General features: G+C 63.4%; 20 protein-coding genes. 15 read left to right on the forward strand and 5 right to left on the reverse strand.

Translation table 11 applies throughout. The features are described from left to right. Window positions 1-20: 20 nt before the first annotated feature. The 3 genes from KRR55_RS08245 to KRR55_RS08255 form a co-directional block, all read right to left on the reverse strand. A complete protein-coding gene (locus KRR55_RS08245) occupies window positions 21-1094 on the reverse strand; it encodes a pilus assembly protein TadG-related protein (RefSeq protein WP_217388595.1) in 1074 nt (357 codons plus the stop codon). Continuing rightward, a complete protein-coding gene (locus KRR55_RS08250; RefSeq protein ID WP_217388596.1) occupies window positions 1082-1465 on the reverse strand; it encodes a TadE/TadG family type IV pilus assembly protein in 384 nt (127 codons plus the stop codon). Before KRR55_RS08250 ends, KRR55_RS08245 begins: the two co-directional genes overlap by 13 nt. A 117-nt stretch (window positions 1466-1582) precedes the next feature. Continuing rightward, the gene (locus tag KRR55_RS08255; RefSeq protein WP_254455969.1) at window positions 1583-1795 is read right to left on the reverse strand and encodes a Flp family type IVb pilin; all 213 of its coding nucleotides are present in this window, start codon (window positions 1793-1795) and stop codon (window positions 1583-1585) included. A gap of 658 nt (window positions 1796-2453) precedes the next feature. Here KRR55_RS08255 and KRR55_RS08260 point away from each other — a divergent pair. From KRR55_RS08260 to KRR55_RS08295, 8 genes are all read left to right on the forward strand, one after another. After that, window positions 2454-2810: a VOC family protein gene (locus KRR55_RS08260; RefSeq protein ID WP_217388597.1), complete on the forward strand. Its 357-nt coding sequence runs from the start codon at window positions 2454-2456 to the stop codon at window positions 2808-2810. Between the two features lie 562 nt (window positions 2811-3372). Further along, a complete protein-coding gene (locus KRR55_RS08265) occupies window positions 3373-4407 on the forward strand; it encodes a LacI family DNA-binding transcriptional regulator (protein WP_217388598.1) in 1035 nt (344 codons plus the stop codon). 173 nt (window positions 4408-4580) lie between these two features. Further along, window positions 4581-5684, forward strand: coding sequence for an extracellular solute-binding protein (locus KRR55_RS08270; protein WP_336245066.1), 1104 nt, complete (start codon window positions 4581-4583; stop codon window positions 5682-5684). Between the two features lie 2 nt (window positions 5685-5686). Next, on the forward strand, window positions 5687-6820 hold the full coding sequence (locus tag KRR55_RS08275; RefSeq protein WP_217388600.1) for an ABC transporter ATP-binding protein: 1134 nt from the start codon (window positions 5687-5689) through the stop codon (window positions 6818-6820). After that, on the forward strand, window positions 6817-7746 hold the full coding sequence (locus KRR55_RS08280) for an ABC transporter permease (protein ID WP_217388601.1): 930 nt from the start codon (window positions 6817-6819) through the stop codon (window positions 7744-7746). The genes KRR55_RS08275 and KRR55_RS08280 overlap by 4 nt, the downstream gene beginning before the upstream one ends. After that, the gene (locus tag KRR55_RS08285) at window positions 7746-8678 is read left to right on the forward strand and encodes an ABC transporter permease (protein ID WP_254455970.1); all 933 of its coding nucleotides are present in this window, start codon (window positions 7746-7748) and stop codon (window positions 8676-8678) included. Before KRR55_RS08280 ends, KRR55_RS08285 begins: the two co-directional genes overlap by 1 nt. A 223-nt stretch (window positions 8679-8901) precedes the next feature. Next, window positions 8902-10140, forward strand: a complete 1239-nt coding sequence (locus tag KRR55_RS08290) for an NYN domain-containing protein (RefSeq protein ID WP_217388602.1) — start codon at window positions 8902-8904, stop codon at window positions 10138-10140. 181 nt (window positions 10141-10321) lie between these two features. Beyond that, a complete protein-coding gene (locus KRR55_RS08295; protein WP_217388603.1) occupies window positions 10322-11188 on the forward strand; it encodes an EVE domain-containing protein in 867 nt (288 codons plus the stop codon). Window positions 11189-11412: 224 nt separating this feature from the next. On the opposite strand, the gene KRR55_RS08300 is transcribed toward KRR55_RS08295, so the two are convergent. After that, entirely contained in the window at window positions 11413-11940 is a 528-nt protein-coding gene (locus KRR55_RS08300) for a hypothetical protein (protein WP_217388604.1), read from the reverse strand. Between KRR55_RS08300 and KRR55_RS08305 the strand changes: the two genes are divergently transcribed. Next, window positions 11933-12184 carry a hypothetical protein gene (locus KRR55_RS08305; protein WP_217388605.1) on the forward strand — a complete coding sequence of 84 codons (252 nt, stop codon included), beginning with the start codon at window positions 11933-11935 and terminating at the stop codon, window positions 12182-12184. The two genes, KRR55_RS08300 and KRR55_RS08305, sit on opposite strands and share 8 nt — an antisense overlap. 4 nt (window positions 12185-12188) lie before the next feature. Continuing rightward, on the forward strand, window positions 12189-13205 hold the full coding sequence (locus tag KRR55_RS08310; protein ID WP_217388606.1) for a TolB-like translocation protein: 1017 nt from the start codon (window positions 12189-12191) through the stop codon (window positions 13203-13205). 437 nt (window positions 13206-13642) lie between these two features. On the opposite strand, the gene KRR55_RS08315 is transcribed toward KRR55_RS08310, so the two are convergent. Further along, window positions 13643-18316 (reverse strand): DUF4082 domain-containing protein, encoded by a 4674-nt coding sequence (locus KRR55_RS08315; RefSeq protein WP_217388607.1) that lies wholly within the window; start codon window positions 18314-18316, stop codon window positions 13643-13645. A 154-nt stretch (window positions 18317-18470) separates the two neighbouring features. On the opposite strand from KRR55_RS08315, the gene KRR55_RS08320 reads away from it, so the two are divergent. From KRR55_RS08320 to KRR55_RS08340, 5 genes are all read left to right on the forward strand, one after another. Further along, window positions 18471-18995, forward strand: a complete 525-nt coding sequence (locus tag KRR55_RS08320; protein WP_217388608.1) for a hypothetical protein — start codon at window positions 18471-18473, stop codon at window positions 18993-18995. Between the two features lie 83 nt (window positions 18996-19078). Continuing rightward, a complete protein-coding gene (locus KRR55_RS08325) occupies window positions 19079-19924 on the forward strand; it encodes an exodeoxyribonuclease III (protein WP_217388609.1) in 846 nt (281 codons plus the stop codon). Between the two features lie 16 nt (window positions 19925-19940). Continuing rightward, a complete protein-coding gene (gene trpS, locus KRR55_RS08330; protein ID WP_217388610.1) occupies window positions 19941-20972 on the forward strand; it encodes a tryptophan--tRNA ligase in 1032 nt (343 codons plus the stop codon). Window positions 20973-20974: 2 nt separating this feature from the next. Next, window positions 20975-21532, forward strand: coding sequence for a 2'-5' RNA ligase family protein (locus KRR55_RS08335; protein ID WP_217388611.1), 558 nt, complete (start codon window positions 20975-20977; stop codon window positions 21530-21532). Then, complete coding sequence (locus KRR55_RS08340; protein ID WP_217388612.1) at window positions 21513-22667, forward strand: YhjD/YihY/BrkB family envelope integrity protein; 1155 nt, start codon at window positions 21513-21515, stop codon at window positions 22665-22667. The genes KRR55_RS08335 and KRR55_RS08340 overlap by 20 nt, the downstream gene beginning before the upstream one ends. The last annotated feature ends 97 nt before the right edge of the window (window positions 22668-22764 follow it).

Below are 22764 nucleotides of genomic sequence, written 5' to 3' on the forward strand. Positions count from 1 at the left end.
GTGGTTGTTGAGTTAGGTGATTAGTCGCTGAGCCACACCTTGGTCAGACCGCCGGTGGATGGTCCACCACCAATCGAGTCGTCACCGATGTCGACAAAACTAATGAATTGCCCCCAGATGCCCCTACAGTCTCCGGTGCACTTCAGCGAAGCCGGCGTATTCGGTATCAGAGCGTCGTAGGTCTGTGGCAAGTGCGGCGTTCCGGAAAACTTCCAGCCCTTCACGCTGAAGGCCGCAAAATGCTTGATGTGGAACCAGCCCGCGTTGCCAGAACCGCCCGTACCTAAGGCGTCCGTGTCATCGAACACTGGAATCTTGATGATGACCTCGCCGCCAGGCTGATTGAGCTCGGTGTGCCAGCTAGTTAGGAGGGCACTGCATTCGAAGGCAGGGTCCATACCGGGATCACTGATGACCTTAGGATCCGTGACATCAACGTATGCCTCGCACGGTGCCGTCTGATCCAGGTAGCCAAAGCCACCTGGAATCTGCGCGCCGGTCTTGGATGAGGTACAAGTGGGAATCGGTGCGTTGTCCTTGAACTTCACCAATTGCAACGGGCCAGGAGCACCGCCGGCACCGAGAATGAAGCTGCATTCGGAAAGCGCCAGCGGAAACCCCGCCGTGCCCTCTTTGATACCGCCCCAAGTTGCCGTAGCCTGTGCATCGACCTGCGCTTCGGTGAGTCCGGCGTCGAGAAATTGTGCGAACCATAGGGAAACATTGTTCGGAGTTGCACCCGCTTCCGATGCACCGGTGGCGACCGTCGCCTTGTTCGCCAACTTGTCTACGGCGATGGAGGTGACGAGGGACAGCGAGTCCGAAGAGCTTCCTTCGGCAAGAGGCAGCGGGACCCCTGAAGCATTTCCGCAGTTTGTGTCCGATTCGTTCTTGGCACAAACCTGCGCGAGTGCCAGCGCGCCAGCGTCGGCGCCATTTTGGAGTTGCGCACGCTCCCAGTAGAGCTTGCCGACGTCGATGGAGATTGCCGCGAATCCGAGTAGGACGACCATGAGGAGGGCAACGATGATGGCGGTGGCGCCATGCTCCCTGTCCTGCGCACGGAGAGCCTCGAAGTTTGTTAGCCGCCGCATCGCATTGCCGCCTTTCCCTGAACTGTAGTTGGCATGGCGAAGTCGATCCAGCCGGTGATGGAGGTGTATCCCTTGGATGCGGTGACCGTAACGTTGGTGTTTGCCGGGCAGCCCGTGACATCGGCTGTGGCCGTAATGCCGACGACACTGGGAGCCGCTTTCTGGACCACGTCGTTGAGGTTGAATCCCGCCTTGTCGTGCTGGATGGCGTATGCACGGGCGCCTTCACGGGCCGCCTGAGTCACGGAGATCTGCTGATTGAAAAAGAAGCCGAATTCCATGATCCCCAAGAGCAGAGTAATGAGGACGGGGAGGACAAGGGCGAATTCGACTGCCGACGCGCCCTCTTCCCGCTTCGCTGCACGTTGCATGTTTGCCCCTAGGCTTGAGCTTGAGGATCTGGTCATGGCTTACATCTCGGATGTGCTGCTGTTCGCCGGGTCCGATGAAACTCGGTACCCGGCGAACAACAACCTATTGACTAGCCTCTAGGTGGCGGCAGGAGCGGGCAGCTCGGCGGTGACCTCTGTGAAAAGCGCGTTGAGTCCGTCGCCGACCAGACCCACCGTGACGATGATGGCAACCGCGATCAGCGCGACCATGATGCCGTACTCAACGGCGGTGGCGCCCTTCTCCTCGCGGCGCAGCTTGCCGGCGACGGTTTCCATGGCAATGTAGATGTTTGCGAACAAGGTGTTCATGATGAAACTCCATTTTCTACGTCAAGAAGGTGCGAAATTCTTTCGCCCCCCAGCGAATCATTCTTGATGAGAAATTTTTGGAGGAATGAAGTGGTCCCCAAGATGAATTAGACCCCATTAGATACCAATTACATTTTGTAATCCCCCCAGGCGGTTCCCCAACCGCTGGCATCTACTTGGAGTCTAGGAGGGAATATTTTGCTTGTAAAGGTCATCTTGGAACTATTTTCTATTCATTCATGTCCACGCAGAATCATTCCGATGCAGCACGATGAACGGGTTTGTGATTGATACCAACCGCGTCTCAGGATCGGAGGGCGTATGAGATCTCGCTCGGCCGGCGTACTGACCACGAAAAAATATGCTGGCTCCCGCCGAGCAGACGTATAAGTTGCGCATGGTCCTGGCAGAATCGCGGGGCACTCTGCATAGGAGCATGTGCAATGGAGAATTACTTCGGGGTAAGGCATCGTGCATTGCCGGGCGCGGGCCGCACTGGGATGGGACACATTGACGTCAACACCACTTCCCAACATGCTGGACACGTGCTTGCGCCAAGCCCTCCACGCGAGAGCAGCATCTGGCCGCGCCCCAACCAATGGAGCATACTGGTGGGGCAGGAAAGCCTAGACACCAGACCTTGGAAAGGCGTGCGGACATGGTTGGCTCATGGCAAGCGTTGGTTATTGACTGCGAAGACCCCGATGCACTGGCAGGTTTTTATGAGGAATTGTTAGGTATGGTGCGAGTGGAGGACGACGACGACTGGGTGGGTATCGGCGACGCCCCGGATCGTCCCGCGATTGCGTTCCAGCGTGTGGATCCGTATGTAGCGCCGGAATGGCCCGGGCACCTGCATCCGCAGCAGGCCCACATTGACGTTAAAGTCAAGGATCTTGACCTGGCCGAAGCCGAAGTCTTGTCGATGGGTGCAACAGCAATGGGTGTCGGCTCCAAAACCTATCGTGTCTACCTTGATCCGCAAAAGCATCCGTTTTGCTTGGTCAGCTGGTAGGTGCGGTTGTCGTTGGAACGCTCCGACCCTTGTTGAAGTACATGGCAAATCCTGCGCGCGAGGTCCGCCATTGACGGGTTAGGCTGAGTGAGGCCTCTCCGAAACGAATCCCGAACGCTTGGCGGCATGGGTTCATGCAAATGGGATGCATCTTGACGAGAGCCTCTCGCAAGTGCGACTTGACAACCTCATGACTTGGTTCTGGCTTGTCGCTGATAATTTTCGACCCGATCGCCCCATTCTTGAAACGCAAAAGGCGCGGGGCCGTCTGTGATGTCGGCGAACAATCTGCCCGCCGTCACCTCACCGTGCACATTCCCGGTCCTATCGACCTTTGGAGCTTCCGCCGCACCTGGTGGCGCGTGATTCCGCGGCGCGGCCAACCACGCGTTGCCCGACCCGTGACTTTTAGATGTTGAATTTTTGTGGCCGTTATCAAATCATTATTTGGGCCCGACAGAAAAGCCTTGACCTGCACTGCAAACGGTTGCAGTATGTTTCATGTCACAGCAATTAGTTGTTGTAGACATTGGGGCATGAACTGGCACAAGGTGGTGTGGGGATGGCTGTAACGGTTCGCGATATTGCCCGAATTGCCGGCGTTTCCGTCTCCACGGTTTCCCGCGCGTTGTCTTCTCCCGGGATGGTGAACGCCGCGACCCGCGCCCGCGTACAGGAGACCGCGCGGAAGCTCGGATACGCGCCCAACCTCAACGCCCGCAACCTTACCTCCGGACGCAGCGGCGCCATCGGGCTGGTCGTTCCCGACCTCGAAAACCCGTTCTTCGGCTCGATGGCCAAGGGAGTGCAGGCAAGGGCACGTGCGGCCGGCTACGCCGTCTTCATCGCCGATACAGAAGAGGATGTCTCCGTCGAAGGCGAAATCATTCGGGGCCTATCCCGGCAGGTTGACGGGGTTATCGTCTGTTCGGCCCGCGGCACCGATGCCAGCATCCAACAGCTGTCACAGGAAATGCCGCTGGTGCTTGTCAACCGCCGTGTACCGGACGTCTCCTCGATCACCTTCGACCATGCGGCGAGTTTCCAGTCCGTGATGGGTCATCTGGTAGCCCTGGGGCACCACCGAATCGCCTACGCGGGCGGCCCGCAGACCTCATGGTCGAACTCCCAGCGCGTTCAGGCCTTCGCTGCATCCGGGCAGGAATTCCCGGAACTCGATCTTGTCGAACTCGGCAACTTCCAGCCGGTGTTCACCGGCGGTGTCCATGCGGGGGACCTGGCCATCGCCAGCGGCGCAACGGCCGTCATAGCGTTCAATGACCTGGTCGCCGTCGGGCTCATGGACCGGCTGAAGCAGCGGGGATTAAGCGTGCCCGGGGACATCAGTATCGCCGGCTTCGACAACGTGCCCATATCGATGCTGGTCAGGCCCACCCTGACCACCGTCGATTTCCCTCGCGTGCAGATGGGCCGGACCAGTGTCGATGCATTGCTCGAGGCGTTACGGGGCACGCCACGCACGACGGAGGGCAACGAGATTCCCTTCGAGTTGGTCGTCCGGGAATCGACCGGCGTCGCAAAGCCCCGCTCCGCGGCTTCACCATCAAGCACCACCGCATCCGCCCTCGGCGGATGACTCGCAACTTCTGGGCACCACGTCCAGGGAGAAAAAGGATGAAGGAACACGATATGAAGGCTCGAAAGATCAAATATCTTGCGTCTACAGTCGCCGTGCTCGCCTTGGCAATGACTGGGTGTGCGGCGCCGAACACCGGCCCATCGAACACGGCCCCCGCGGCCAGCGGAGAGGTGCCCGACAAACCCTCCGCCCCCGTTTCCCTGCACATCCTGGACGTGGCGGGAAACCAAAAGCTCACCGGCCAGATGGTCGAGGACTTCGCGGCGGCAAACCCGGACGTCATCTCCTCCGTCACGTGGGAGTCCGGCGGCGCGCCCGACCTCGTTGGCACCATCAAGCCGCAGGTCGACAGCGGAAACTTGCAGGTAGACCTGGTGTTGACCGGCAACGACGGACTCTCCGCCGGCATCGGGCAGGACCTGTGGGTCCCGCTCGTCACCGAATACGGCGACAGGCTCTCCAACCAGGCCAACTACCTGGAACCGGCTGCTGCCATGCAGGAACTCGCCGGCGGCTTCGGCGCCGTGGTCACCTACTACCCGTCCGGTCCGCTGCTGCAGTATGACCCGGGCGTGGTCAAGGACGTGCCCAGCACCCCCGAGGAAGTCCTGGCCTGGGCCAAGGCGAATCCGGGCAAGTTCGGCTATGCCCGCCCGGCGAACTCCGGCCCCGGCCGCACGTTCCTGATGGGCCTGCCCTACATCCTGGGCGACTCGGACCCGACCGATCCCGAAAAGGGCTGGGACAAGACCTGGGCTTACTTGGAGGAGCTGGGTGCCACCATCGACAATTACCCGACCGGCACCGGCCAGGTCATCACCAACATGTCCGACGGCACCTGGTCGCTGATCCCCACCACCACCGGCTGGGACATCGAGCCTCGGGCCGACAACCGCGAGCCAAACAAGATCGAGGCCGCCGCGTTTGACGACTTCACCTGGGTGACCGACGCGCACTACGCGGTGGTCCCGAAGGGACAGTCGGCCGACAAGATCTCCGCGATCCTGATGTTGCTCCAGGACATGCTCACCCCCGAGCAGAACGCCAAGGCCTACGACTCGGGCTACTTCTACCCCGGCCCGGCCATCAAGGGAGCCACCCTGGACAAGGCCCCGCAGAAGAGCCAGGACACCATCGCCGAATTCGGCCGCGACTGGTATGACGCGCTGATCGAGGAAAAGGACAAGGTGACCCCGCTGACCCCGGAGAAGATGGTCCAGGCGTTCGACATCTGGGACCGCGAAATCGGCGCAGGAAAGTTCGAGGCCAAGTAACCATGTCACTGTCGGCCAACGCATTCGGATCCCTTGAACTGAAGAATGTAGGACGCAGTTTTGGAGGCCACGATGCGTTGGTCGACCTGAACCTGACGATCCGGGCGGGGGAGTTCATCGCCCTGCTCGGACCGTCGGGTTGCGGGAAGTCCACGGCGCTGAACTGCCTCGCCGGACTGCTGCCCCTCACGCACGGGCAGATCCTCATTGACGACAGGCGCGTGGACGTCCTGCCCTCCGAGAAGCGCGACTTCGGCATGGTCTTCCAGAACTACGCGCTCTTTCCCCACCTCTCGGTGGAGAAGAACGTGGCCTTCGGGCTGCAGATGCGCAACAAGCCGCGGGCTGAGATCTCCCGCCGCGTCAAGGAAGCCATCGCCCTGGTCAAGCTGGAGGAACACGCCAAGAAGCTGCCCGGCCAGCTTTCCGGCGGCCAGCAGCAGCGCGTGGCCATCGCCCGCGCCATCGTGATCGAACCGCGATTGGTGCTCATGGACGAGCCGCTGTCCAACCTCGATGCGAAACTGCGGCTGGAAATGCGCACGGAAATCCGCCGGCTTCACCAGTCCCTGGGACTGACCACCATCTACGTCACCCACGACCAGGAGGAGGCGCTGAGCCTCGCGGACCGGTTGGTCGTGTTGCGCGAGGGCCATGTCCAGCAGATCGGGACCCCCGCGGAACTGCACGACAACCCGGCCAACTGGCACGTGGCCGACTTCATGGGGTACCGCAACCTGCTGGACCTGAAGGTGGCCTCGGTTTCGGGTTCCTCCGCGAAGGTCGAGGGGGACGGGCTGTCGCTGGACGCCACGCTGGTCCAGCCCGCGGCAGCGGGCGACGAGGTGCGGGTGGCCATCCGCCCGCACGACCTCACGGTCGCCCGCGAGGGACAGGGAACCGAGGGGCGCAACGCGTTCGCGGCAACGGTGTCGGTGGTCGAGTACCAGGGCCGCGAATTCGCCGTCGGGGTGACCACCTCCACGGGCAAGAACCTCTTCGTGCACTCGGAATTCGCGCCGACCCCCGGGGAAACGGTCATGCTGGTGCTGGATCCGGCCCGGACACTTGTCTACCGCACGTCGCTGACCGCGGTCTCCGCCGAGGAGCAGGAACTCCTGCAGGTGCGCGGATGAGTGCCACCAATACGGACCCGCGACCCAAGGCGTCGGCCAGCCGGCGGCACCGGCTTGCCGAGCGCGGCATCGACACACAGCTGCTCATGCTGATCCCGGCGCTGCTCTTCGGACTGCTGCTCTTCGTCTACCCCTTCACCTACGGCATCGGGCTGACTTTCCAGCCGCTGCCGCGGACCCAGGAACAGTGGGGCGGCGGCGTCTTCGCCAACTACGTGGCGTTCTTCAAGGACCCGTTCCTCTTCGACTCGGTGTGGATCACCATGCGGCTGGCCCTGCCGGTGGCGCTGTTCAACGTGCTGGTCTCGGTGCCGATCGCCTTCAAGCTGCGCCACCGCTTCCGCGGCAAGCGGCTGCTCTCCACCCTGCTGGTCCTGCCGATCACCCTGGGCACGGTCCTCACAGCCCAGGGCCTGCTGATCTTCGGCGGGCGCCAGGGCTGGGTCAACCGCTTCCTGATGGAGGCGGGCATCATCGACCAGCCGTTCCCGATCGTGAACAACTACCTCGGTGTCATGCTCTCGCTGATCATCTCCGGCTTCCCGTTCGCGTTCCTGCTGATCTCCTCCTACCTCTCGGGCATCGACCCGGCGATCGAGGCGGCGGCCAAGACCCTGGGCGCGAACTGGAAACAGCGCTTCAGGCGCATCATCCTGCCCTTGCTCGCCCCGGGGCTTGCCACCACCTTCATCCTCACCTTCGTGCTGGCGTTCAGCGTCTTCCCGTCGGCGCGGCTGGTCGGTGACGCGCTGGGCGAGACGCGGGTGATGGCGCTGATGGCGTACCGCGCGTTCGGCGAACAGCAGGACTACGCCATGGCCTCGACGATCGCCATCATGATGGGCGTCGTGGAGCTGGTGGTGATCGCCGTGGTGCTGCTATGGCGCTCGTTCCTCTACAAGGGCACAACAGGAGGCAAGGGATAATGGCAATCACACCCATGGTCGAGTCGGCGCCGGAACCCGGGCCGGCCCGCAAAGGCGGCAGGAAGCCATACGCCAAGCCCTCCCGGCCGCCGGGCGAGCGGGCGCTCATCGCCTCCCCGGGCACCTGGTTTGTCTGGGCAGGCATCGCCGCCTTCTTCATCTTCCTGTTCGGCATCATCTCCAGCGTCGTCGTCGACTCCTTCGGCAAGCCGTGGTTCGACACCTGGCTGCCCGAGACGTTCACGCTCGACTGGTACACCGGGGCCTGGGAACGGTTCAACCTGAGCCAGATCGTCCTGGTGACCCTCGGCGCATCCTTCACCGTCGTCGTCCTCTCGATCCTGATCGGGGTTCCCGCGGCCTACGTGCTCGCGCGCCGGGATTTTCCGTTCAAGAAGCTGGTCACCGTGCTGTTCCTGCTGCCGGTGCTGATGCCGCCGATTACCTACGGCATCCCGCTGGCCACGGTCATGTACAACTTCGGCCTGGGCCGCACGGTGCTGGCGGTCATCCTGGTGAACCTGGTGCCGTCGGTGCCGTTCGTGATCCTGACCATGACCCCGTTCATCGAGCAGATCAACCCGGCCATCGAGAACGCCGCCCGCATGTCGGGGGCGAACATGCGCCGAGTGTTCACCCGGATCCTCGCCCCGCTGCTGGTGCCCGGGATCCTGGCCGCCGCCATCCTGGTGCTGGTCAGGACCGTGGGCATGTTCGAGCTGACCTACCTGGTCTCCGGCCCGACATCGGACACCCTGGTGGTGGCGATCTACCGGGCCATGACATCCTCCGGCGGCGGCGAGGCCCGGCAGCTGGTCTCCAGCATGGGCGTGCTCTACACCGCCATGATGCTGACCATCCTGGTGGTTGCGCTGCGGTTCGTGAACCCCACCCAGCTGGTTGCACGGGTGAAGGAGTCCCGCGACGACTGAGCAGACGTCGTTGGTCGGGTAGGTGCAGAGGCGCCTGCCCGGCCAACGACGCCTCAGCGTGACCGACAGGCCAAAAAGCCCAAGCCCATTTCACATTGCCGGTCATGCGACGGTGCCATTTTCCTGGATTCTCTGCCAAGATGATGAAAGGACGAATCGCACGTGTTGGGCATTGGGGAAGGCTTCCAAGCGTGCGAACGAATGGGGGACTTGAATCATGGGCATGGGGGATGCCAAATCAACTCGGCGCAATGTCGCCGTTTTCCTGGACATGGAAAACCTTGTGGGAGGCTACGCATCGGAAACGACCGGGCTGCGCCTTGGTGCGCTGGTCGCCGGAATCGAGGACATCGTTCGGGAATCGGGCGTGGGATCGAACACCGCGGTGGTCCGTGCCTATGCGAATTGGGGGAGTCCTGGGATGGCAAGGTTCCAGCGCGAGATCCTGAAATTCGGGGTCGAGCCGGTCCAGATCTTTTCGTTTGATAAGAACGTCAAGAACGCCGCCGACATCGAATTGTGCGTAGACGTCTTGTCGGTGGCCCATGAGTCGCCTTGGATCGACGTGTTTGTCATTGCGACCGGTGACGGGGGGTTCATTCCGCTGGTCCGCAGGCTCCATGCGCTGAACAAGTATGTGGTGGTGGTGTCGACTAACGTCCCGGAAGCCGGAGTGGTCAATGCACTGCTGAAGTCCGTTGCCGATGAATACCACCAGATTCCAATGTCCAAGGTGCACATGCCGGATTCGGAACAGCCGCCGAAAGCACCTTCATTATCGGCTGCTGCAACAGTGAAGACAGCTCCCAAGGTTCCCAAGGTTTCCGCGGCGGCCGCGAAGAAGAAGCCCACCAAGCAACTCAAATTCACGGTGGCCCCAACGGATCAAGTTCCGGATCGGAGTAAGTTCCCGGCCATCACAGAGTTTAGACGTGCCATTTACAAGATCATCGAGCAAAGCCCTGGGCTTGTGGTCGACAACAAGGCCAACGCGTCCGCATTGGGGAGCCGCTTGCGCAGCGAGTACCCACAGCTTGGCTATAAGGCATGCGGGTCCAAGACTCTGACCGAATTCTTGGCCACCTATTGTGCGCTGGGAATCATGAAAACCGGTCCAGCGCAGGTGCCCACTGCGGCAACTGATATCAGCGAGCCCAATCCTGAGGGAGCGTTGGCAGCCCCGAACGGCATATCAACCCGAGCACAGAAAGTCGTTGTGGACGCCGTCCGCAGGGAATTCACCTCTGGGCCGCTGGGGCACGAAGTCAAGGTATGCGGCACTGGCGGATTGCATCTCAGCCGGGTTGGAATTCAATTGAGGACCGCCATCGAAGGGTTCACGCCGATTAGTGCTGGTTTCCCGCTTCTTCACCAAGTCCTTGACCACGCGCTGACTCGCACAGACTACCGTGTCCGTTTCGAAGCAGGCAGTGTTGCCGTGGTGCATGATTCCTTTGCCTAAAGGGCCAAGGCCGGGGACCTGGCCCCTGTAAAAGGCCTGATTCAACTCGTACCAATTGCACCGGAGGTTCACCAACAACCTCCATCGATTTCGTCCAGAACCTGTTCAAACTTTGAATGAAATGCCACTATTGCTTCATGGATCCGGTTCTGTGGATCCACTGACTTGGGGGAGTTGCAACATGGAAACAACAGACGTTTGGTTGATTCAGGTCGACGTCGACACCGTGAACGAGCTGATTCGGGTCGACGTCGACAGCGTGTATGACCAAGAGGAACAAATCGTGCATCCGGAAATACCCGAGCAGTTTTGGCCGCCGGCAGATCGGTCCGGCACGGATCCACAAGTTGGTGACAGATTGGTGCTCTGGCAAATGGGTGCTGGCGACATCGCCGGCGCCGTCGCACTTGGAAACGTCGCAGAAACCGGTATGCGATTTCACGACCGTGATTATCACCAGAAGAGTAATTATCACCAGGAGACGGAAAAGGATACGCCCCGCCATTCAGTCCGCATGCACTTCACGCACTGGTTCCGTGACAATCGTGTGACGCGGGTGGAGTTGAAGGAGGACCCGCGCTTCGAGGGGTTTGTGATGTTCAAGCGCTATGGCGCCGTAGGAAAAAATCCATGGACTCTCACGGATGCCCAGTGGGACGCGATCTCGGAGCGCATGCCAAAGTGGGCTGCCGTGGACCATCCGCAAAAGACATACACGGTCCGGGTGGAATGCGATTTTCACCAGGATGGCCTTGAAGGACCTGTTGAGAATTTCCGCGGACTGCTCATGAACAGAGACTTCGACTCGTTCGGACTGAGTGCCACAACAGAACAACCTCCCACTGGTGACTGGGATTCCTACTCCATGCCGTCCGTGGAAGTCTCGGGCGTGGATGCGGCACATTTGGTAACTTGGACATCGACGGTGGTTGCCCGTTCGGCACAAGAGGCGGCATACATTGGCCTGGTCAATTTGGCCCACGAAGCCGACGACTCGCCTATCGAGGATGCCGTCATCAGCGCGAAGCGCTATCGCCTCAGGCTGTAGTTTTCGGGTGTTATCACAAATATGAATTCCAGTATCGGGCAGGCGTGTCCCGCGAATGATGTGTGCTTCAGAGGGAGCACTCTGCCGGAGTGGATTTGGAATTGATGTTGAGCGCGACCGTACTTTGAAGCCGTAACCATGGCATACGGCAACGCCTGGTTGTACTCTAGCCACAGGTAACAATTGGCTTGGGGCCACGGCGGCATGAAAGCTGCCGATCGCATTTAGTGGGGACAGATGCAGAACAAAAAATGGCTTGTTTGGGCGCTCGCCGTCATCGTCGTGTTTGTGGGGGCATCGATTGCCTTCAACGCCGCAGCGAGGGCTCCGGCTGCAAGGGTGGCGGGCAGCGATCCGAGCTCCAGTTCCACAGAACCGGCCACCGCACCGACGCGTTCCGCCAGCTCAGGCGTGAGCGCACCAGGAAGCGCCAGCGCTGCTTCCACGGCCACCACAAAGGATCCGTCCTCGTCGCCTCCGGCATCCAGTGCAAAGGAACCCAAGGAACCGGCGAAGCCGAGAGCGCCGCGCAGTTCCGCCCCGGCCACGGAAGTTGAATCACCCAAGCTGGAGGTTCCAGCGACCTCCGAACCAAAGGCAACCACATTGCCCAAATCGGTGAAGAAGGCCCCGGTGCTTTCCGGGACCGTTCCGAGGGAAGGCACTGCCAAAGGCGAGCTCACTTCGGGTTTTCCCACCAAGGCCTTGCCCATCCCGCAAGGCTCCCGCATCATCGATTCATCGGTGAGCACGCAAAAACGGAATGTTCAGGTCGCCGTCAATTTCCGTACTTCACTGGGCGTCGAAGCCGTGCTGAAGTTCTACGAGTCCCAGGCAACCAAGCGAGGCTGGGTCGCCACGCGGGGAACTGCCGCCGATGGCGCCAAGAGCATCACGCTGGGCTTCGGGAATGACACCATGGCAGCCACGGTGCGGACCGCGCCCACGGGAGCCAACCTCGTCGCTGCCTTTGGCACCTACGAGGTTGGAAGATAGCCCGGTGAAACCCAATCGCCAATTCATTGTCGCTGCCGTGGTATTGGTTGCGGTTCTTGCCGCCGGGGCATTCGCGGTGAACTCGTTTATGGGGTTCCGGGAAAGAACGCAAGCCCCGGCAATCGCGGGCCAGGAAAATCCGCAAGGCATCGCGCAGATCCCGCTGGAGAACGTGGTGGTATTCCGGGACACCCGGGACAGCGAAGCCTATGGCAGGGTCGCCTGGGTCGCATTGGACGCCCCGGACGGGGAGCGAACGACCACTGGGCTCTCTTGCGACCGGGTGCACCGCACCGGCGGGATGCTCTCCTGCCTGAGCGCCCAACGTGGCATGAACACCAGCTACGACTCGACCGTTTACAGCATCGGCGGGCACCTGCTCGCACAGCGCCCCCTGCCGGGGGAGCCAAGTCGCACCCGGGTCTCCGCGACGGGAATGGTCGGTACCACCGCCTTCATCACCGGCGAATCCTATGAATTTGTCGGCTTCTCCACTCAGACGACGATTGCTTCACCCGGGGGAACAGACTACGGAAACCTGCAGGATTTCGGCATCTTCGTCGGTGACCACAGGATCACTGCCGAAGATCGAAATGTCTGGGGCGTGACTTTCGCCAAAGACGCCAAGACCTTCTACGCGACGGCGGCTTCAGGGAAGCAGACGTGGCTGATGCGTGGTTCCCTGGCGGAGAAGACCCTGCGTGCCCTGGTTGAGAATGCGGAATGCCCGTCGATTTCCCCGGACGGCAAGTTCATTGCCTACAAGAAGCGCCGTGTTGATTCCGTCCCGGCACATTGGGACATTGCGGTGTACGACATTGCCAAGCAGACCGAACAGTTGTACCCGTTGGAGTCAGGCTTTGACGACCAGCTTGAATGGCTGGATTCGAACACGCTGCTCTTTGGCCAGCCCCGGGAGGAAAACCCGGGAGATGCGGACATCTTCTCCCTGGACCTGGTGCCGGGATCGTTGCCCAAGATGTTCATCGAACATGCGTGGTCGCCCTCGATCCAGCGTTGAGGAAGTGGCTGGAGCACGCCCACGGATCCGTGGATGTCGTGAGGCGTGTTCGCTGCGCTCGGGAGCGAAAGGGTCCACGGAATCAATAGGGCTCATTGCCGCTATTGGTGCTGGCATGACTCCGCGGAGCAGTAACCGGCACGCCCTTTCAGATGGTCCTGAGCCCGAGGCCGCAACGTCCGGGACATCGGTGCAGGGATGCGGTGTCGGGGCCCTTGCCTGCTTTGCACAGGCCGGTGGAGGTTCTGGCCGAGCAGTAGCCGGCAACGGCGGCATCTCGCCATCTGCTGTGGGTTCCGCAGTCGGCACCACGGTGGCCACCCCGGTGCCCGGGTCCGCGGGGCGGATGCTCGTTGAACACGCGCGGTCGCCCCGATCCAGCGTTGAGGAGATGGATCGGGGCGACCACGGGTCGGAGACGGCTGCGGGCGAAACGCCTACGGCCGTGAGTAGATCAGGTCCACGAAGTAGTTGTTGCGCAGCGTCGTGGTGGAGGAAGGCATGACACCGCCGGCGCCGTAGCGATGCCTGCCGTTGCTGGTGGCTGCCGTGACGGTGCCGTCGGTGAACTTCGTGGCGAAGTACAGGGCCGTGGTGGAGACGTGGCCCCGGGGTGCCAGGTAGGAGACCGTGTAGGTTCCGGCAGGAAGCGTCAAAGGCGTGGCGAAGGTGGCGCTTTGCCATCCTCGGGTGCTTTCCCCGGTGAACGTCACAGTGGCCAGCCGCTGTCCGGCGTTGTTCCAGATGCTGCCGGTGTGCGTTCCGGTGTTGGTGCTTTCCTTGTAGAACCTCACCCCGTGGGCGGTGATCGGAACGGTGGTGCTGAACCGCAGGCCGACCTCAACCGAACGGGAGTCCAGCGAGTCCGAAAGCAACGGAAGCGTGGAACCAAAGAGGTTCACCTGCGTTGGCGTTGGCGTTGGCGTCGGTGTCGGTGTCGGTGTCGGAGTTGGAGTGGGCGTGGGCGTGGGCGTTGGTGTCGGAGTGGGCGTGGGCGTTGGTGTCGGAGTGGGCGTGGGAGTAGGAGTAGGAGTAGGAGTAGGAGTAGGAGTGGGCGTCGGCGTCACTGTCGGTGTTGGCGTTGGTGTCGGCGAAGGTGCCGGGGCGGCCACCGTGCTGTAGACAAGATCCACGAAGTAGTTCGTGTCGTTCCACGAGTTGCTCGGGGCAGTGCCCCCTGCCCCATAGGCGAAGAGCCCGTTGCTGCCCACGGTGCTCAGCGCGCCGACGGTGCGCGGCTGCGCAAAATCAGCGGAGGTGAAGGCGTAGCCGCCGTTGGGCGCGTGGTAGGAAATGATGAACGTCTGGTTTGCCGTAATGCGCACCGGGTTGCTCAGTTGCACCGTCTGCCATCCCGAGGCCGTTTCATTCGAGAAGGTGGCGGTGGCAAGGCGCGTCCCGGTGTCGCTCCACACCGAACCGGTGTGTACGCCGGTGTTCAGGGTTCCCTTGTAGAACCTGATGGCCGACACATCGATGTCCTTGGTGGTTTGCAGGCGCACGCCCAGCTCAACGGAACCTCCGTCCTGCGGGTCGAGGTTGGCGGGCACCTGGGTGCCCAGGAACGTCGAGGGCGAACCGTCGGCGCTGGCCGTGTAGAACGACCAGATTTGGTCGGGCAGCGCCGCACCGGAGGTGCTGGTGACGTTCTTCAATGCCACGGTGTAGGGCTTGCCATTGGACAGCGACTGGGTGGGCGTGAATGTCAGCGTCTTGCCGTCGGCCGAGACGGACACCGCGCCGGCCACGGCCCCCGCGGGACCCGTGAGCGTGTACTGGTAGCCGGAGGCCACTGCCTGGTTCAGGACGGTGACCACCTTGCTGGTGACGGGAACATCGGTGGCCCCCGGTGCCGGGGATTGCGAGAGCACCTTGACGGCCTGTGCGCCGTCCGGAACAAACGCCACATCGACCAGGTAGTCGGTGCTGGTCGCATTGTCCGGGTACCCCAGCGAGTAGCTGAAGACGCCGGCATTGGCATTGGTCCGCAGCGGGCCGAAGTTCTTGGCGTCCAGCTGCCCGTTGGGCGTCACCGAGTAGGTTCCCTCGGTGGTGTAGGCAACCACGTACTCGGTATTGGCACTCACGTTCACCGGCGTCGAGAACGCCGCATATTGCCAGCCGGAGGCGCTGTTGTTGCTGAAGGTGACGCTGGCCAGCAGCGTCCCGCCGATCGAGAACAGCTTGCCGGTGTGGGCGCCGATGTTCCCCGCGTCCTTGTAGAACTGGACACCGGAGACCTTGCCGGGCTCCGTGGGGATGAATCGCATGCCCAGGGTCAGCGGGGTGTTGTCGTCGATCAGGCCGGTCGTGGGGACCGCGGAGTCCTGGTAGAGCCCGCACGGGCAGTCCCCGGCGACGGAATCGGCCAGCACGGTCGTGAAGCTCCAGCTCCCGCCGCTGCTCACAGCGTTGCCGAGCGCATCTTGGGCCGACACCGTGGCCGTGTAGCCGGTTCCCCGCGCCAGGGGGCTGCCCGGGGTGAACGTGGCACGGCGCGTGGTCGCGTCGTAGCTCGTGGACCCGGCCACGGCGGAGCCGGCGGCGGTCTTCAGGGAGATGCCCACCGATCCGGGCTGCACGGCGCGGGAGAATGTCACGGCGATAGGCGTTCCCAACGGAACGCTCTTGGCGGTGTCCAACGGGCTGGAATTGTAGGCGCGCAACGGCGAGGAATCCTGGGATTCGAAGATCGCGTCCACGTAGTAGTTGCCCTGCTCGTAGCTGCTGGTGGGCATGGATCCGTTGGTGTCGTAGACCCCGGCGGGGTTGGCCCCGAAGCCGCCGGCCACGTGGAGCGGATCGATGCCAATTCCCCCGTAGGCCAGCAGGTAGCTCTTGGAGGCATAGTGCCCCGTGTTCGTCGAGTAGGACACGATGTATTCGGTTCCCGCCGTGACGGCAACGGGGGAGGAGAACCTGGCTTCCTGCCAGCCGCTGGCAGTCTCTCCCGAGAAGGACACCGTGGCCAGGCGCTGGCCGCCCAGCGACCAGACCGAACCGGTGTGCGATCCGGTGTTGGCCGAGCTCTTGTAGAACCTGACGCCGGCGACAAAGCCGTCGGTGGTCGGGGTGAACCGCAGGCCCAGTTCGACGGGGGAGGGATCCCCCGAGTCCGGGTCGTCGGGGGCGGTTTCCCCGAAGACGCTGAACGGCCCGGTGACACTCAGTGGGATGACGGTGGCGGTAGTCGGATAGTTGCCGCTGTCATCGATGCCGCGCACCCACAGGGCCTCCCCGTCGATGCCCTGCTGGATGTAGCTGAAGGACCAATTGCCGGTACCGCTGGCCGGGTGCCAATGGGCCCCGGCATCGGTGGAGTATTCCACGCCGGCGACCACACCGCCGCCGGCGTCCACCGCGGTGCCGGAAACCGTGTATTTCTTGCCGTTCCGGGCCGCGGCCGGCGGGGGAGTGGTGACGGAGATGCTCGGTGCGGTGGTGTCGGTGGACTTGGCGGCCGCCACCAGCCCGGGCATCAAAGTGCCCGGCTGGGCGCCCATGTCGGCCAATAGGTTGACCTGGGCCTGCTGCATGATCGGGTCAGGCGCGGCGCCGCTGCCGTCGTGCGTGTCATCCAAGCCCCAGGTCCACTGGATGGATCCGGCGGAGAACACCAGCGCACCGCTCTGGGCCTTGTACAGGCTCAGGTGGTGGGTGGTGGTGCCGGAGGCCACGCGGTTGCCGAAGTCCTGCAGGTACTCGGGAACGGGACCGGTGGTCGTGGAGAGGAACACCTGCCCGGCCGGCCTGAACCCGTTGTCAGGTGCCTCATTGGACTCATAGCCGATGGTGTGCGGCGCCAGGGCACGCTTGGCACCGGAGGAAAGCGTCGTCAGCGGTGTGTTGCGCCACAGCCGAGTCTTGCCCTCCTGCGCATTGACGGTGACGGGCAGGTCGCCGTTGTTCACGAAGTACAGGGAACCGGTCAGCGCGTTCTCGGGCTGGCCGGCCCCGGCGCTCGCCGGGGCAAAGCGCGGATCGCGGGTCGTGCCGGTCCATTGGGCGTTCGGGTCGATCTTGGCGTTGGCCCAGGTTTCCTTGTAGCTGACCAGCGTCCGATAGGCGGTTCCGTCAGTGGTCGAGGCCTCGTAGCGGGTGCGCCAGTAGGCTTCGTTGCCGGAGAGGAATTGCAGGTTTACGCCCGCGTCGCGTGCCTTTTCGAAGTTGTCCCACTGCTTAACAGACCAGTACTCGTCGTGCCCTACCGAGAGGACGGTCTTGTGGTTGGTCATCAGGTTGCCGCGGCGGTCCGAGTCGACGCCGCTGAAGTAGCTCACGTCGTAGCCGTTGCGCTCCAGGAAGCGCACCATCGGGTATTCGGCGCCGAAGTAGAAGTCGCGGGCCTCGATGCCGCCCCGGGTGTTGAACGGGCGGTTGTAGCTGATCTTGTAGGCGCGCCCGTTGGCAGCGCCCTGGTAGAAGTCGGATCCGCCGTAGGTGTTGTAGGCGTGCCAGGTCGGGTCCGAGGTCTGGAACAGCACGTCCGATTGGCTGGCATCGTCGCGCACGATGAAGGTGATGTGGCTCTGGTCATCGCGGTCCGCCCGGTCCAGTTTGGCCACATAGACGCCGGAAACGGCGTCGGCCGGGACGTTCCAGCTGGCCGAGACCGCCCAGTTCCCGCAGTCCACCAATTCGGTGGCCACGTCGTTGCGGCAGTCCGGCTGGTTCTGCGGCAGCGCCGCACTGGGGGTGATCGAGGCGACCTTGCGTGCACCGAGCCCCTGGTACCAACCGGTGCGGTAGATGTCGATGGTGTAAGCGCTCGCGTTGGTGTCGATCTTGAAGTCAACGCGGGATCCGACGTTGACGCTGATGTCGGTCGCAAAGCCCTGGATGCTGGCATCGCCCGCACCCACGATGTCCCATTCGCCCGGGTCGGTTCCCGGCTTGGAGTTTTCACAGACAATCTTGTTGGTCCCGGGCGCGCAGGGATCTGCCGCCGTCGAGCTGGGAGCCGTCAGGGTGACTGCGACCATGGCCAGTGCACTGGCCAACGCCAGGAACCGCCGGGATTTCTTGGGCGGGGGAGGCGGGGTGCCCTTGGAATGTTTCGGGTGCGTGTTCCTGCGCCCACCGATCCCCAAGAATCCAAACGACAATGCCATGATTTTTCCCCACGAATCCGCGCGTGCGGCCCGGCCGCGCCACGTCCCCAGTCCCACGTATCTGGCTTGAGTGTAGGTTTTTGGCAATTAAGCTAACAAGCGTAATTCATACTCGGATTCGGTCCTGCCGCCACGTGTTTGAGAGAATATGAACATGGAACCCCTCGGTAGTAACCAGGCCCCCGCGCAGGGCAAAAAGATCACCATTAACGCCTCCACCCTCTCCTTGGCCGTCATGGTCACGGTGTTCCTGGTGGCAGTCGTCTTTGCCGCCAACCAGAACGACGTCATTGGCTGGCTCGTCGTGGTCATTTCGCTGGGTTGGCTGCTGCTTTCGGCGTTCCTGGTCTTCGGGCTCAGGCGCGGCGCGGCGAAGATGACCAGCCAGCTCAAGGCCGCCACTGCTGCCGCCGCCACGCGCGGACAGGGTGCGCCAAGCGCCGGCACCGTCGTCATGGACGAGGCAACGCGCAACCGCGACCTGAAGCTTGACCACTCATTCAAGATCATCCAGGTGCAGACGCAGGTTGTGAACGAATACCGGGTCCAGGACGGCGAAGAGGCCGCGGGGATGGTCGACCGCGCCCTGGAAACCATCGAGATCACCGCATCCAACGCGCGCGACATGATGAAGCCCTCCGGCCGCGGCGAGCCCATGACGGGCGAGGTCATCGACTAGCTTTTCCCTGGCGCCCGCGGCACGGCGACACCCCCGGCGGTGCCGGGGAGAACCCTTGAACAAATATCGATAAGGTGGATGGCGTGATACCTACCTCAGAAGAGATCCTGGCCAAGTCCGAGAACGCGCTGCGCGTCGCCTCGGTAAACGTCAACGGCATCCGTGCCGCCTACAAGCGCAACATGGCCGACTGGATCGACGCCCGCGACACTGACATCCTCTGCCTGCAGGAGGTGCGCGCGCCGGATGCGATCGTGCGCGAGCTGGTCGGCGAGGGCTGGCACATTCTGCACGCCGAGGCCAAGGACAAGGGTCGCGCCGGGGTCGCGGTGCTTTCGCGCGCCGAGCCGACCGCTGTGCGCGGGCACATCGGCGAGGAATACTTTGCCGAGTCCGGGCGCTGGGTGGAAGCGGACTTCACCATGCAGGACGGCAGCACGCTGTGCGTGGTCTCCGCCTACGTGCATTCCGGCGAGCTGGGCACCCAGAAGCAGGAAGACAAATACCGTTTCCTCGAACGCATGAATGTGCGCCTGGTCGAGCTGAAAAGCGAGAAGGACCATGTGCTGGTGGTGGGCGACCTGAACGTCGTGCACACCGAGAAGGACATCAAGAACTGGAAGCCGAACCACAACAAGCGCGCCGGTGTCATGGACGAGGAGATCGCCTACTTCGACGGCTTCTTTGGCGCCGAGATCGGCTATAAGGACGTGGCCCGGGAGCTGGCCGGCCCCGACGCACAGGGCCCCTACACCTGGTGGTCCTTCCGCGGGCAGGCATTCGACAACGACGCCGGGTGGCGCATCGACTACCACATGGCCACCGCGGACCTCACGGCGAAGGCCATCAAGTCCCACGTGGACCGAGCCTCGGCCTACGATTTGCGCTTCTCCGACCACGCACCGCTGGTCGTCGACTACCAGTTCTAAAGGACCAACCCCACGCATGAGCGAAACCACCCCCGCACGTCCCCGCGTTCTCTCCGGAATGCAGCCTTCCGGAGACTCGCTGCACCTGGGCAACTACCTGGGTGCCCTGGTCAACTGGGTCAAGTCCCAGGACGACTACGACGCGTTCTTCTTCATCCCGGACATGCACGCCATCACGGTGCCGCAGGACCCGGCCGAGCTGCGCAACCGCACCCGGATCACCGCAGCCCAGTTCATTGCCGGCGGCATCGACCTGGAGAAGTCAACGCTCTTCGTCCAGTCGCAGGTGCCCGAGCACGCGCAGCTGGCCTGGGTGCTCAACTGCCTGACCGGCTTCGGCGAGGCCAGCCGCATGACCCAGTTCAAGGACAAGAGCGCCAAGGGAGGTGCCGACGTATCCAGCGTGGGCCTGTTCACCTACCCGGTGCTCATGGCCGCCGACATCCTGCTCTACCAGCCCCAGGCCGTTCCGGTGGGAGACGACCAGCGCCAGCACGTGGAGCTGGCCCGCGACCTTGCCAACCGCTTCAACCACCGTTACGGCGAGACCTTCGTGGTGCCGGAGGCCTTCATCAAGAAGGAAGGGGCCCGCATCTACGACCTGCAGAACCCGACCTCCAAGATGTCGAAGTCGGCTTCCAGCCCCAACGGGCTGATCAACGTCCTGGACGAGCCCAAGACGGTCGCCAAGCGCATCAAGTCGGCAGTCACCGACGCCGACACCGTCGTGGCCCACGACCGGGCCAACAAGCCCGGGGTGACAAACCTGCTGGAGATCCTCTCGGCCGTGTCCGGAACCCCGATCCCGGCCCTGGTCAACGAGTTCGAGGGCAAGATGTACGGCCACCTCAAGGTGGCGGTGGCCGACGCCGTCGTCGAGGCGCTGACCCCGGTCCGCACCCGCACGCTGGAACTGCTCCAGGACCCTGCCGAACTGGACTCGATCCTGGCCGCCGGCGCCCTCAAGGCCCGCGAGGTCGCCTCCAGGACGCTCGCGGATGTCTACGAGCGCGTTGGCTTCATGGCTCCCCTGGGAGGGATCCGCTAGCGATGGGCACCACGGCGGGGGAGACGACCGGCAGCGACGTCGCAGAGGCGACGGCGCTGGGGGTTGTCATTGAGATCCCGTCCCCCCTTGAAGGCCCGCTGCGGGCCTGGCGCCAGCGCTACGGCGGGGACCGGTCCGCGAACATAGCACCGCACATCACCCTGGTCTCCGGCTCCACCACCGACTGGGATGCTGCGGTGCGGCACGTGCACCGGGTCGCGGCCCGCGCATCCTCCTTCACGGTGCGCCTGCACGGCACCGGGACCTTCCGGCCCATCACCCCGGTGGTGTACCTGAACGTCGAGGAGGGGGCCGAGGCCTGCGGGAAGCTGCACGACGAGCTGCTGGCCGGTCCGATGAAGCACGAGGTGAGCTATGGCTACCACCCGCACCTGACGATCGCCCACGAGGCCGACGACGCCGCGATGGACCTCGCCCAGGAAGAGCTCAAGGACGAATCCATGAGCTTCACGGTGGACTCCATCGGCCTCTTCGGCCTTGACGGCACCGGTGCCTGGTCGCTTCGTGAGGAGCTGGGCCTTGGCGGGCCGGCGCACTAGGGACGCCAAGGCCCCGGCGTGGGACGCGACCGGGGACGTTGAACCCGCCGATTCCCCGGCTGCCTCCTTTGACCCCGTGGCCGAGGAATCCGGAACCCGGGCACCGGGCGTCGTGGCGCGCCGCTTTGTCGGCGCCCCGCCCGTGGCTCCTCCCTCGCCCCTGGATCCGCGGGCCCTTCGCGCCTTTGCCCGGCTCAAGACCCAGGAACTGTATGCGGTGCGGGCCACCGGAACGCCCTGGCTGCGTTTCAGGGCCCACTGCATCCTGTTGGCCGCCAAGCTGTACGAGTTCTATCCCATGCGCGTGTGGAACCTGTATGTCCGCCGCCGGGGACCGCTGCTTGCAGCCGGCAGCGCCTACCGGATGTTCTTCTCCATCGCCGCGATGCTCGTGGCGGGATTTGCGATGCTGGGCCTGTTTGCCAGCTACAATCCGGTGCTGCGCGACGGCGTGATCGACATGGTCGCCGCCAGCACCCCCGGGCTGATCGACACGGGCCACGGGGGACTGGCCAAGCCCGAGCAGCTGCTGGGGCTGCGCAGCTTCGGGATCACCCTGGTGGTTTCCCTGGTTGCCCTGGTCCTGACATCGCTGGGATGGCTCTCGGGCTTGCGCGAGGGAATCCGCACCATCTTCGGCCTGAACCGGGACAGGTCCAACCCGGTGGTCTCCCGGCTGCGCGATGCCCTGTTGCTGGTGGCCCTGGCCGTGGCCCTGATCGCCTCCAGCATTCTGGCGCTTGCCAGTTCGTCGCTGCTCGACTCCCTGGCCCACCTGCTGCACCTCAACGGCTGGTGGAGCAGCGCGCTGACCCGGGTGGCCTTCCTCGTGGCCATGTTCGCGCTCGATTGCGCCACGGCCTGGATCCTGTTGCGGGTGGCCTCGCGGGCCAAGGTGATCAACGGGGGACTGGGGGCCGGGGTGCTGCTGGCCGGCTCGGTGGCGGCGATCCTGCGCTTCCTCTCGGCCATGCTGCTGGCCTCGCTGACCAGCAACGTGCTGCTGGCACCCTTCGCGGTGATCCTCGGGCTGTTTGTCTGGTTCAACCTGCTCAGCCAGGTGTACCTGCTCGCGGCGGCGGTGGTCGCGGTGCGCGCGGCCGACCTGGCGCGGGCCCGGGCCGCGCTGCCCTAGGAGGCCGGTCCCGCCGCGGACAGTCAGCCACCGCTTAAAGCGGTGTGGCCCGGCTTCCCCCGAGGGGAAACCGGACCACACCGGGGTTCTGGCCGAA

Origin of the sequence: Paeniglutamicibacter quisquiliarum, from assembly GCF_019084045.1 — a bacterium.
GTDB lineage: Bacteria > Actinomycetota > Actinomycetes > Actinomycetales > Micrococcaceae > Paeniglutamicibacter > Paeniglutamicibacter quisquiliarum.